We start from the raw sequence: 12,864 nt of genomic DNA, 5'->3' as shown, positions 1-12,864 counted from the left end.
TTAAACGGCTGAGCTACCCGCAATTGCAGGTTCAGGAAGTTTTTGCAGCAATGCAAGTAAACGCGCAATTTCAGCACGCATTTGGCGACGATCCACAATCATGTCGATACCACCCTTTTGCATCAAGAATTCTGAGCGCTGGAAACCTTCTGGCAATTTTTCACGCACAGTTTGTTCGATCACGCGAGGACCAGCAAAACCGATCAAGGCTTTTGGCTCTGCCATCACGACGTCACCCATAAAAGCAAAGCTGGCAGAAATACCGCCCATGGTGGGGTCGGTTAGAACGCTGATGTAAGGCAAGCCTTTTTTAGATAGCAAGGTCAACATAGAATTGGTCTTAGCCATCTGGAATAAAGACAGTAAGCTCTCTTGCATGCGTGCGCCACCAGTAGCAGTGACGCAGATAAACGCGCATTTCTTGTTAATGGCCTCTTGAACTCCCCGAGCAAAACGCTCGCCTACCACTGAACCCATTGAGCCGCCCATGTACTGAAATTCAAAGCAGGCAGCAACTACGGGAATGGTTTCAATTTTTCCACCCATCACAATCAAGGCTTCTGATTCACCAGAAGCATCATTTGCTTCTTTAATGCGATCTGGATATTTCTTGGAGTCTTTAAATTTCAGTGGATCGGTTGGATAAATATCCGCACCGATTTCATAGCGACCTTTTGGATCCAACAAACTATCCAAACGTTGACGCGCACCGATACGCATGTGATGACTGCATTTTGGACAAACTGATAAATTAGCTTCGATGTCAGTGCTGTAGAGAACAGTTTCACAACTTGGGCATTTAACCCACAAACCCTCCGGCACTGATTTGCGATTGGCAGGATCAGTATGTTGAATTTGGGGTGGGAGTAATTTATCTATCCAGCTCATTAGTTTTAACTATCCAATGCGTCGCGAATCTCACGAATGAAGGTTTCCAATGATTGTACTGCCTGCCCTGGGGGTGCATCCTCCAAAAGACGAATGATTCGACTGCCAATCACTACTGCATCAGCACTGGAAGATACCGCCTTGGCACTGGCAGCATCGCTAATACCGAAGCCTACAGCAATCGGAATATCGGTCTCCTCGCGAATTTTAGGAATGATGCTTGCCACATCCTGCGTATTGAGATGGGATGCTCCAGTGACACCTCGCATGGAGACGTAATAGATATAACCAGAAGCAATTTTGGCAGCCTCTTTAATGCGCTCATTTGATGAAGTTGGGGCCAATAAGAAAATAGGATCAATTCCGGCAACCCGCATATGTGCAGCAAAATCAACGCACTCCTCTGGGGGGTAATCTACGATTAAAACTCCGTCTACACCTGCTGCCCTAGCTTCTGTTGCAAAGCGCTCTGCTCCCATTTGTTCAACTGGATTTGCATAACCCATGAGTACTACAGGAGTGCTTGTATCTTGTTTGCGAAACTCTTTAACCATCTCCAAACAAGAGTGCAATGTGACGCCATGGGTCAATGCACGCTCGGATGATCTCTGAATAACAGGACCATCAGCCATCGGATCAGAGAATGGCACACCCAACTCAATCACACTTGATCCACCACGAACTAAAGCGTGCATCAATTCAACAGTCTGCTTTGGATCAGGGTCACCCGCAGTAATAAAAGGAATCAATCCTTTTTTACCTGTAGCTTTTAACTCTTTAAAGAGTGCAGTAATTTTTGACATACGATTTCTTAACCTTCTGATCCTGTTGCTTGCGCAACGGTATGCATGTCTTTATCTCCACGGCCCGAGAGGTTAACCAAGATGGTCTTGTCTTTGGGTAAGGTCTTAGCAAGCTTGCAGGCATAAGCGATGGCATGCGAAGACTCCAATGCAGGAATGATGCCTTCAATCTGGCAGCAGTCATGGAATGCCTTAAGAGCCTCTTCGTCAGTAATGGCGACATAGTCAGCCCGGCCAGAATCTTTTAACCAGGCATGCTCAGGGCCAACACCGGGGTAGTCCATACCAGCAGAAACAGAATGGGTTTCTGAGATCTGACCATTCTCATCTTGCAATAAGTAGGTGCGATTGCCATGCAGTACGCCTGGCTTACCAACGCACAGTGCCGCAGAATGTAAACCGCTACCAAGACCATGTCCGGCAGCTTCAACACCGACCAATTTCACTTCTGGGAAATCAATGTATGGATAGAAGATACCCATCGCGTTTGAGCCACCACCAACGCAAGCCAACACAAAGTCAGGTTGACGACCTGTCATCTCTGGCATTTGCACTTTGCACTCTTCACCAATCACGCTTTGAAAATCTCTCACCATCATCGGATAAGGATGTGGTCCTGCGACAGTACCAATAATGTAAAAAGTGTTATCCACGTTGGTTACCCAATCGCGCATCGCTTCATTCAAGGCATCTTTTAATGTCTTAGTGCCAGACTCGACGGGAACCACTTTAGCGCCCAGCAATTTCATACGAAATACGTTTTGCGCCTGACGGGCCACATCCACAGAGCCTTGATAGACCGTGCAATCTAAACCGAAACGAGCGCAAATGGTTGCTGTGGCAACGCCATGCTGCCCCGCCCCCGTCTCCGCAATAATGCGTGGCTTACCCATCCGCTTAGCCAGCATCGCCTGGCCGATCACGTTATTAATCTTATGTGCACCCGTATGGTTTAAATCTTCGCGCTTGAGATAGATCTGCGCACCGCCGAGCATTTCACTCCAACGCTTAGCGTGATACACCGGTGATGGACGTCCAACGAAGTGCTTGAGCTCGTAATGAAACTCTTCAATAAACTCTGGATCATGCTGATATTTTGCATAGGCTTCTTTGAGCTCATCTAATGCATACATTAGTGTCTCAGAAACAAACACGCCGCCGTAAGGACCGAAGTGTCCTCGTGCATCTGGCTTGTCGTACATAGCTACCTCTTTTGATTTATTTACAGCAAATTATTAGGATGATGCTTTGGCATCTGCCGCGCGCACTGCTTTTACAAAGTCAGCCATAAGCGCAGGATCTTTAACACCCCTGCTGCTTTCGACGCCACTAGAGACGTCAACCGCGCAAGGATACAGACGAGCAATAGCCTCGCCCACGTTGTGCGCGTTCAATCCACCACTCAAAACGACCCGAGGCGCGTTTTCGCTTACCCATGTCTGCGGAATTCCTTGCCAATCAAAAGGAACGCCTCCGCCACCGTATCCCTCAACGAGGGCATCCAGCAGAAAAGCGTTTGCATCCCTATATTGTAGGGAAAATTCATCAAAAGCGAAGTCCGAACCAACGCGTGCAGCCTTCATCCAAGGCTCGCCTTGGGCTAATTGAGCGCATCTTTCAGGGGTCTCATCCCCATGAAACTGCCACAAGGTAATCGAAGCGGCCCTACGGATGGCAGCAAACTCCTCATCTGTTGGATTAACAACCAGTCCAACGGCATCCACCCCTGCTGGTAGCCTAGAAATAAGCTGGGCAGCGATATTGGGGGTTACAGCCCGAACGCTGGGAGGATAAAAGACAAACCCAACAGCATCGACCCCAGCCAAAACGGCTGCATCTACGTCTGCCGAGGTCTTTAAACCGCAGATTTTGACTCGGGTTCGCCCTTTAGAGTGTGTCAGTAAGCCCATAAATGAATGATAAAGCTTTAGGGATTCATGATCTTGGCAGGAAGCCAAGAGTTCTCTAGCCATGGATCAGGGATAGCAAACTCCTCGGGATAATCGATTTTGGCCAAATATAAGCCATCCGGCATGAAAGTAGGCGCAGCAAGTTTGCGATCTTTAGCAGCCAATAGTTCCGCCATCCACTCTGGCTTTTGTTTTTCCCGGCCGATCTGCAAAAAGCAGCCTACGAGATTGCGCACCATGTGATGCAAGAATGCATTGCCCCGAAACCGAAAATATAACCAAGGCTCAGCAGAGATGATGTCAATACCATACATGGTTTTGACTGGCGTCTTACTTTGGCACTCTGAGGATCTAAAGGCAGAGAAGTCGTGCTCCCCAATTAGATGTTGGGCAGCTTGTTTCATTGCGTCAATATCAAACCATTGATCCGGTGGCAGCATGACATAACCTGCGCGGGTACTGGCCATTGGTGAACGGCATGGACCTGCATGCAATGCATAAATATAGGTTCGTTCAAATGCAGAAAAGCGAGCGCTAAATTCATCAGAAACTGGTTTAGCCCAATTCACCACGATTGAATCTGGCAAAAAAGAGTTCACTCCCCTCACCCAAGAAAAATCTTCACGTTCAACATTGGTATCGAAATGAACTACTTGGCCTAAGGCATGAACACCAGTATCCGTCCTACCAGCAGTGATAGTGTGTACTGGAGAGCTTTTAGCTTCTTCTCCAATAAATGCAGTGATGGCTTTTTCCAGCTCTGCTTGAACGGTATTGTGATTATGCTGAACCTGCCAACCAGCATAGGGACTACCGTCGTATTGAAGGCCGAGCGCTATACGCATCGCTTAACCTTAAGCCTGTCGATGGGAGAGCTCGGACAATAAGGCTTGTGCTTCAACTGTAATTGTCGGATCTACTGAGTGACTAACGCGAATGACTTCTTCCAAGGATTTTTTAGCTGCTGAGAAGTCTTCAATCGTAATGTAAGCACGTGCCAAGTTTAGTTTTACACGCAGGGTGTCAGCCAACGGGTTGCTCTCGGTAGCGCGAATCAATTGAGCAACTGCTGCAGGAACTTCTTTGGCGGGTTTTGAAAGATCCAAATCGATGCCGGCAAAAAGTGCTTTAGTGCGCTCTGGGATTTCAAATGCACTGGCTGATGATGAAGTCGTAGCTTTAGCCGCTGCTGGCGCCGACCCCTCAAACACAGAAGCTTCTGAGCGACGCGCATTGCGGGCTAATGCCCATAGCAACAAACCAGTTAAAGTAATCAGCCCAATAGCCAATATGGCCGGTCCAAATCCACCCAAGCCAAAATTGTTATCAACTGCTTTTGTCTCTTTGGTTTTATTTAAGAGGCTTTGTAAGTCAGCAATATTTTTTTCAAGCTCAGCAACCCGCGCTTTAGCTTGCTCTAATTCTTTTTCTTGAGCTACTAAGTTTTCGGTATAGCGGCGTTCTTGCTCATTGCCATCTGCGCTAGAGCCAATCTTGAGACGATCCTTTGCACTCGACTCGGTAGCTGGAGAAGCGCCAGATTTAGAGGGATTAGCACTTTGACCTTTGTCAGCTTTTCCACCCTGTTCAGAGCGCCATTGTTCATTTGCTTCAGCAACAAACTGATTGGCCTCCACTGGGCTAATCGAACGCAACAGCGCTTGACTAGGTTTATTCAATTCTGCGCCAGCAGCTAAACGGTTAATGCTGCCACTAGCAAAGGCATCAGGATTCGCCCTGTATAGCGCCATGATGGTTTGATCGAGTGTTGCTCCCTCTAACTGAGGAGTCATGAGCGCCGCAATCTCAGATAAAGTCTGCCCAGGTTTGACCACCACCTTCTGAGCATCGCCAATCAATAAGGTAAAGGTTTTGGTAATACTGCCACTAGACCAATTTAGATTTACTAGCACATCCAAAAAAGGATCATCGCTTAGCGGCACTGCGTTCACAGTCTCTACCAGGATCATCAATTGCTCAGTACGATTGCGATAGACCATCGCCTGCGGATTGAGATCTAGAATCTTTTGCGAAACTCCAAGGCGTTCATAAGAAGACTTATTTGGTAAAGAAACTTTGAGCGACTCTAGTGCAATCTGCTCATCTGCCGCAATGCGGATCGGAATTTCTACGCGCAGGGGCTCGCCAGGGCGCGACTGCAGCTGAGGTGAGCCCAAAGATACCGCCCATGCTGAGCAAGCCCAACTAAGCCAGATAAAGCAAAGTGCTTTGCAGAAGCTAAATTGAGCTGTACGTGACATCAAAGTGATTTAGTTTTCGAGCAAGATGCGAAGCATACGACGAAGTGGCTCAGCAGCACCCCACAGCAACTGATCGCCAACCGTAAATGCGCCAAGGTACTCAGGGCCCATTGCTAATTTATGTAGGCGACCAATAGGCACCGTCAAAGTTCCACTCACCGCTGCAGGTGATAAGTCACGCTCAGTTGTTTCGCGATCATTGGGAACTACTTTGACCCACTGGTTGTCGTTTGCCAAGATCGCTTCGATTTCCTTAAGGGGAATATCCTTCTTAAGCTTCACGGTCAGGCCTTGTGAATGGCAGCGCATCGCACCAACGCGCACGCACAATCCATCTACTGGAATACTGCCAGGCGTTCGGAATGCCGGGCGACCCAAGATCTTATTGAACTCAGCACCACCCTTCCACTCTTCTTTCGTTTGACCATTCTCAACCGGTACGTCAATCCATGGAATCAAACTACCGGCCAACGGAGTGTTACGGAAATTCTTTTTCGGGAAATCAGGCGAGCGCAATGTTTCAGTCACTTTACGATCGATATCCAAAATCCATGAGGAAGGATCTGCCAATTCAGTGGCTACGCTGTCACGCAAAGCGCCCATTTGCAGGAGCAACTCACGCATATTCTGTGCGCCAGCACCAGATGCTGCCTGATAAGTCATGGCACTAATCCACTCAACCATGTCGGCCTTTACCAGGCCGCCCATCGCAATCATCATCAAGCTGACAGTGCAGTTACTGCCGATCCAGTTCTTGCCACCAGCAGCCAAGGCTTTATCAATTACCGGACGGTTCACAGGGTCCAGAATTAATACGGCGTCCTCTTTCATGCGTAAGGCGCTTGCAGCATCAATCCAGTGACCATTCCAACCAGCTGCGCGCAACTTAGGGAAGATGTCATTGGTGTAGTCGCCACCTTGGCAAGTCAGAATAATGTCGCAACGGGACAATGCTTTGATGTCATTCGCGTCCTGTAAGCTGCTTTCGCTCTTGCTTACTTTCTGACCATTGAGCAAAGGCACTTCACCACCTGCTTGGCTGGTACTAAAAAATACAGGCTCGATTAAATCGAAATCCTTTTCAGCAAGCATGCGCTCCATGAGCACGCTACCAACCATGCCGCGCCAACCGACTAAGCCTACCAATGGTGTGTTTGTATTTGCCATGATTTAACTATCTAGTAAATTTTGAACTATGTAATATTTCTATAAATTTTTTACGCAAGGGCTGCCACTACCGCATCACCCATTTGTAACGTAGTGACCTTTTTCGTTCCTTCGGTATAAATGTCAGCCGTACGCAAGCCTTGTGTCAATACTTTTTGCACGGCCTTTTCAATACGATCAGCCTCTGAAGGCATTCCCAAGGAATAACGTAGCATCATTGCCGCCGATAAGATAGTAGCCAAAGGGTTCGCAATCCCTTTACCAGCGATGTCTGGTGCTGAACCATGACTTGGCTCATACAAGCCTTTATTGTTCTTATCCAATGAGGCTGAAGGTAACATGCCAATCGAGCCTGTAAGCATTGCTGCTTCGTCGGACAAAATATCACCAAAGAGGTTGCCAGTAACAACGACGTCAAAAGCCTTAGGTGCCTTCACCAATTGCATCGCAGCGTTATCCACATACATATGGGATAACTCCACATCTGGATAGTCTTTAGACACGCGAATCATCACTTCACGCCATAACTGAGAAGTCTCTAATACGTTAGCTTTATCAACGCTACATACTTTTTTGCCACGCTTACGTGCCGCTTCAAACGCAACATGAGCAATGCGTTCTACTTCCGGCTCGCTGTAGTGCATTGTGTCAAAGCCTTCTCGTGCACCTTTGAATAGCGGTAACTCGGATCTACGAATTCCACGTGGCTGACCAAAGTAAATATCTCCGTTCAGTTCACGTACGATCAAAATATCTAAGCCGCCAATAATTTCAGGCTTTAAGCTTGAAGCTGCAGTGAGCTCTGGATAGCAAATTGCTGGACGGAAGTTTGCAAACAGCTCTAAGTGTTTACGCAAACCTAAGATAGCTTGTTCTGGTCGTAGTTCACGAGCAAGCGTGTCATATTTCCAATCACCTACTGCACCAAACAAAATAGCATCGGCCTTTTTAGCCAACTCCAAAGTTGCTGGCGGCAATGGATGACCAGCTACATCGTATGCGGCACCGCCCACCGGGGCTTCCTCTAAATCAAACTTTGGGCCCAAGGCCTGAAGTACGCGAACGGCTTGAGCAACGATTTCCGGGCCGATTCCATCGCCCGGGAGAACTGCAATTTTCATGAAAGGCCCTTAAATCAACTAATTACGGCAATTGTGTCGTAAGCCAAGGCATTTTGAGAATGCGCTCGGCTTCATAAGCCTTAATTTTATCTGCATGGCGCAGAGTTAAGCCAATATCGTCCAAGCCATTCAGGAGGCAATACTTCCTAAATGGGGCTACATCGAAGCTATAAGCAGTGCCTTCAGGGGTAATGACTTGTTGTGCATCTAGATCAACCGTCAACTGATACCCACTAAATGCCATGGTTTCGTTAAAAAGGTGATCTACCTGCAATTCTGTCAAAACGATCGGTAAAACACCGTTTTTGAAACAGTTGTTATAGAAAATATCGGCAAAACTAGGGGCAATCACCGCTCTAAAGCCGAACTGATCTAAGGCCCAAGGAGCATGCTCACGTGAACTACCACAGCCAAAATTCTTGCGGGCTAAGAGAATGCCTGCGCCTTTATAGCGAGGCTGATTGAGTACAAAGTCCGGGTTAATAGGTCGAGTACTGCAATCTTGACCAGGCTCGCCGTGGTCTAAGTAGCGCCACTCATCAAACAGGTTTTGACCAAACCCTGTTTTCTTGATCGACTTCAAAAATTGCTTAGGGATGATGGCGTCGGTATCCACGTTCTCGCGATTAAGCGGAGCAACCAAACCTTTGTATACCGTAAATTTTTCCATGATTCTGAACTCTATTTTTATTTCACAGGAGTAACAACAACGTCTTTACCCTTAGTTTGAGATTGATTCTGCTGAGTAGAGTTCGCTCCCGATCCACCCATTGCGTTACCCATGGTCTGCAAGTCTTTACCCATGCCTTCCATAGTGCTACTGCAAGCAGCAATCATCAAACCTGCAACACCAACAATAGTTAATTTTGCAATTAAAGATACTGAAGAAAATTTCATCTTGCTTACCTTTAAGAAATCTTACGAACGTCAACAAAGTGGCCTTCAATCGCAGCGGCAGCAGCCATCGCTGGACTTACTAAGTGCGTGCGACCACCATTACCTTGGCGACCTTCAAAGTTACGATTAGAAGTTGAAGCGCAACGCTCGCCTGGCTCCAAACGATCAGCATTCATTGCCAGACACATTGAGCAACCTGGCTCACGCCATTCAAAGCCTGCGGCCTTAAAGATGCGATCTAGACCTTCTCGCTCTGCTTGGGCTTTAACTAAACCAGAACCAGGAACCACTAATGCCAACTTGACATTAGCTGCAACCCTTTTACCAATGCGATCTACCACTTTCGCTGCAGCGCGAATATCTTCAATCCGGCTATTAGTGCAGGAACCAATAAATACTTTGTCTACCGAGATGCTGCTAAGCGGGGTATTCGGAGTGAGGTTCATATATTCCAGAGCCCGCTCCATTGCTGAACGTTTATTAGGATCACGCTCTTTTTCTGGATCAGGTACACGATCACTGATCGAGAGCACCATCTCTGGTGAAGTACCCCAAGTCACTTGAGGTGCGATTTCTTCTGCACGCAATTCCACGACAGCATCAAATTTGGCATCTGCATCAGAATGCAATGTTCTCCAATACTGCAAAGCCTGCAATAGTGCTGAGCCCTTAGGTGCATATGGACGACCTTGGATGTACTCAATAGTAGTTTCATCTACAGCAACCAATCCTGCACGAGCACCCGCTTCAATTGCCATATTGCACAGGGTCATGCGGCCTTCCATGGTGAGATTCCGAATGGCCTCACCAGCGAACTCAATGGTATAGCCAGTACCGCCCGCCGTACCAATCTTACCGATCACAGCCAAGACAATATCTTTTGCTGTAGAACCTGGTTGCAAACGACCATCTACCCGAACCAACATGTTCTTGCTCTTTTTCATGAGCAAAGTTTGCGTTGCTAATACGTGCTCAACCTCAGAGGTACCAATACCAAATGCCAAGGCACCAAATGCACCATGGGTGCTGGTGTGAGAGTCTCCACAAACCACGGTCATACCAGGAAGAGTTGCGCCCTGCTCTGGGCCTATGACATGAACGATCCCTTGACGGGTATCGTTCATTTTGTATTGCGTAATACCAAAGGCGTCGCAATTTTGATCCAAGGTATCTACTTGCAACTTGGAGATAGGATCAGCAATACCTTCAGAGCGATCCGTTGTAGGGACGTTATGGTCAGATACCGCCAAGTTGGCAGAGATACGCCAAACTGGGCGGCCAGCCAAATTCAAACCTTCAAATGCTTGAGGGCTGGTTACCTCATGCAACAACTGACGGTCAATATAGATTGTGGCTGTGCCATCCTCTTCGGAGTAAACAACGTGGTCATCCCACAATTTGTCATAAAGCGTACGAGACATGAGTGATCTTAAAGCCTTTATTTACGAACGGTGATGTTAGGAACCTTGCGTGAAGTCTCGCCAACATATAACTGACGTGGACGACCAATCTTGTACTCTGGATCAGTAATCATTTCTTCCCACTGAGCAATCCAGCCTACTGTTCTTGCCAAAGCAAAAATACAAGTGAACATTTCGGTTGGGATACCCAATGCACGTTGCACGATACCTGAGTAGAAGTCTACGTTTGGATAAAGCTTACGGCTAACAAAGTACTCGTCTTCCAAGGCAATCTTTTCAAGTGTCATTGCTAACTTGAACAGCGGGTCATCTTGCAAACCGAGTTCATTCAATACTTCATAGCAAGTCTCACGCATCAGCTTGGCGCGTGGGTCAAAGTTTTTGTAAACGCGGTGACCAAAGCCCATCAAGCGAACGCTAGAGTTCTTATCTTTTACTTGAGCAATGAATTCATGAATCTTATCTACGCCGCCATTAGCCTGAATCTCATTCAACATCTGTAAGCAAGCTTCGTTTGCACCACCATGCGCTGGGCCCCAGAGACAAGCAATACCAGCAGAGATAGCAGCAAATGGATTGGTACCTGACGAGCCACATAAACGCACAGTAGAGGTAGAAGCATTTTGCTCATGATCTGCATGCAAAATAAAGATGCGATCTAAAGCACGAACCAATACTGGATTGACTTTGTACTCTTCACATGGAGTAGCAAACATCATGCGCATAAAGTTCGCGGTATAAGACAAAGAATTATCTGGGTAGATAAATGGTTGTCCTACTGAGTACTTGTAAGCCATGGCAACCAAGGTTGGCATCTTCGCGATCAAACGAATCTGCGCTACTTCACGTGCCTTAGGATCGCTGTAATCAATTTCATCATGGTAGAACGCAGCCATTGCGCCAACTAGACCCGTTAACACGGACATCGGATGCGCGTCACGGCGGAAGCCGCGCAGGAAAAATTGCATTTGCTCATGAACCATGGTGTGATGGATAACCATCTCATCAAATTCTTTTTTCTGAGTCGCGTTTGGCAGCTCACCGTTGATCAGCAGATAACAAACTTCCAAGAAGTCACAGTTAGCAGCCAAATCTTCGATTGGGTAGCCGCGATAGAGCAACTCACCCTTATCGCCGTCGATGTAAGTAATTTTGCTATTACATGAGGCAGTAGAAAGAAAGCCGGAGTCGTAGGTGAACTTGCCTGTCTGACCGTAGAGCTTACGAATATCGATTACATCAGGACCAACTGTCCCTTTATAAATTGGCAGATCAATATCTGGTGTTCCATCCGAAAACGAAAGTTTTGCCTTGATGTCCGATTCAATCATTTCTAATCCTTAGTCATTCAAAATTATGATTAATACACTATTCGATTACACGCTTAAGCCACTACTGCACCAAAATGCTGAATTACTTCTCTCTCAGCTTTTGTAAAACTGTTTTAAAGGAGTCAGACTGAGACTCCTTTTCCAAGCTAGCTACCGAATCTTTGCGGCCAATTAACAAGTCCATCAGATCGTTGTCTTCTAGGGCCAGTAACTGGCTTAATACTTTTCCATCTTCTACGCTTAACTGGGCGCCGTAACGCTCAAAGAAACGTTGCAGAATTAAATCGTTCTCTAGCAAACCCCTACGGGCATCACTTTTTAAACGATATAACTCTGCATTGCCGAGGGTCATACCGCCCTACGAACCATTAACTCCTTGATCTTGCCAATCGCTTTGGTTGGATTCAAGTGCTTAGGACATACGTCCACGCAATTCATGATCGTGTGGCAACGGAATAAACGATATGGGTCCTCTAGGTTGTCCAAACGTTGTGCTGTATCTTCATCACGACTATCGGCAATGAAGCGATATGCCTGTAACAAACCTGCTGGACCAACGAACTTATCTGGATTCCACCAGAAAGACGGGCACGAAGTAGAGCAAGACGCGCACAAGATGCACTCGTAGAGGCCATTCAATTCTTCACGCTCTTCAGGACTCTGGAGACGCTCTTTTTCTGGCGCTGGATTATCATTCACTAAGTAAGGCTTGATAGACAAGTACTGCTTGAAGAACAAAGTCATGTCAACGATCAAGTCACGCACAACTGGCAAGCCAGGCAATGGGCGCAAGGTGATGACCTTAGGCAGAGTCAACATATTGGTCAAACAAGCTAAGCCATTTTTACCGTTAATGTTCATCGCATCGGAACCGCACACACCTTCACGGCATGAGCGACGATAAGAAATACTGTCGTCTTGTTTCTTTAGGGAAATTAATGCGTCCAACAACATACGCTCACCCGTGAGCTCCAGCTCATAACGCTGCATGCGTGGCGCAGCATCAACATCTGGATCGTAGCGGTAAATTTCAAATATACGGATATCACTCATTTTCTATTTCTC

At 47.0% G+C, this 12,864-nt stretch carries 14 protein-coding genes; all 14 read right to left on the bottom strand.

What is annotated here, in order from left to right:
- Positions 1–888, bottom strand: coding sequence for an acetyl-CoA carboxylase, carboxyltransferase subunit beta (gene accD, locus A9236_RS04180; protein WP_071465579.1), 888 nt, complete (start codon positions 886–888; stop codon positions 1–3).
- A gap of 5 nt (positions 889–893) precedes the next feature.
- Positions 894–1,691, bottom strand: a complete 798-nt coding sequence (gene trpA, locus A9236_RS04175; protein ID WP_071465578.1) for a tryptophan synthase subunit alpha — start codon at positions 1,689–1,691, stop codon at positions 894–896.
- Between the two features lie 8 nt (positions 1,692–1,699).
- Positions 1,700–2,893: a tryptophan synthase subunit beta gene (gene trpB, locus A9236_RS04170; protein ID WP_071465577.1), complete on the bottom strand. Its 1,194-nt coding sequence runs from the start codon at positions 2,891–2,893 to the stop codon at positions 1,700–1,702.
- A 33-nt stretch (positions 2,894–2,926) separates the two neighbouring features.
- Entirely contained in the window at positions 2,927–3,601 is a 675-nt protein-coding gene (locus A9236_RS04165; protein ID WP_071465576.1) for a phosphoribosylanthranilate isomerase, read from the bottom strand.
- Positions 3,602–3,618: 17 nt separating this feature from the next.
- Positions 3,619–4,446, bottom strand: coding sequence for a tRNA pseudouridine(38-40) synthase TruA (truA, locus tag A9236_RS04160; RefSeq protein WP_071465575.1), 828 nt, complete (start codon positions 4,444–4,446; stop codon positions 3,619–3,621).
- A gap of 9 nt (positions 4,447–4,455) precedes the next feature.
- Positions 4,456–5,862, bottom strand: a complete 1,407-nt coding sequence (locus A9236_RS04155; protein WP_071465574.1) for a FimV/HubP family polar landmark protein — start codon at positions 5,860–5,862, stop codon at positions 4,456–4,458.
- Positions 5,863–5,871: 9 nt separating this feature from the next.
- Positions 5,872–7,029, bottom strand: a complete 1,158-nt coding sequence (gene asd, locus A9236_RS04150; protein ID WP_071465573.1) for an aspartate-semialdehyde dehydrogenase — start codon at positions 7,027–7,029, stop codon at positions 5,872–5,874.
- A 50-nt stretch (positions 7,030–7,079) separates the two neighbouring features.
- Positions 7,080–8,150: a 3-isopropylmalate dehydrogenase gene (gene leuB / locus A9236_RS04145; protein ID WP_071465572.1), complete on the bottom strand. Its 1,071-nt coding sequence runs from the start codon at positions 8,148–8,150 to the stop codon at positions 7,080–7,082.
- Positions 8,151–8,172: 22 nt separating this feature from the next.
- Positions 8,173–8,820, bottom strand: a complete 648-nt coding sequence (leuD, locus tag A9236_RS04140) for a 3-isopropylmalate dehydratase small subunit (protein WP_071465571.1) — start codon at positions 8,818–8,820, stop codon at positions 8,173–8,175.
- Between the two features lie 17 nt (positions 8,821–8,837).
- Complete coding sequence (locus A9236_RS04135; RefSeq protein WP_071465570.1) at positions 8,838–9,047, bottom strand: hypothetical protein; 210 nt, start codon at positions 9,045–9,047, stop codon at positions 8,838–8,840.
- Between the two features lie 11 nt (positions 9,048–9,058).
- Positions 9,059–10,468, bottom strand: a complete 1,410-nt coding sequence (gene leuC, locus A9236_RS04130; RefSeq protein WP_071465569.1) for a 3-isopropylmalate dehydratase large subunit — start codon at positions 10,466–10,468, stop codon at positions 9,059–9,061.
- A gap of 17 nt (positions 10,469–10,485) precedes the next feature.
- On the bottom strand, positions 10,486–11,799 hold the full coding sequence (gltA, locus tag A9236_RS04125; protein ID WP_071465568.1) for a citrate synthase: 1,314 nt from the start codon (positions 11,797–11,799) through the stop codon (positions 10,486–10,488).
- Between the two features lie 82 nt (positions 11,800–11,881).
- Positions 11,882–12,151, bottom strand: a complete 270-nt coding sequence (locus tag A9236_RS04120) for a succinate dehydrogenase assembly factor 2 (RefSeq protein ID WP_071465567.1) — start codon at positions 12,149–12,151, stop codon at positions 11,882–11,884.
- Positions 12,148–12,852: a succinate dehydrogenase iron-sulfur subunit gene (locus tag A9236_RS04115; protein ID WP_071465566.1), complete on the bottom strand. Its 705-nt coding sequence runs from the start codon at positions 12,850–12,852 to the stop codon at positions 12,148–12,150. The genes A9236_RS04120 and A9236_RS04115 overlap by 4 nt, the downstream gene beginning before the upstream one ends.
- Positions 12,853–12,864: the final 12 nt, after the last annotated feature.

Origin of the sequence: Polynucleobacter sp. QLW-P1DATA-2, assembly GCF_001870365.1 — a bacterium.
Lineage (GTDB): Bacteria > Pseudomonadota > Gammaproteobacteria > Burkholderiales > Burkholderiaceae > Polynucleobacter.
Note: the sequence above shows the minus strand (reverse complement) of the source record. Positions and strands in the feature narration are given on the sequence as shown.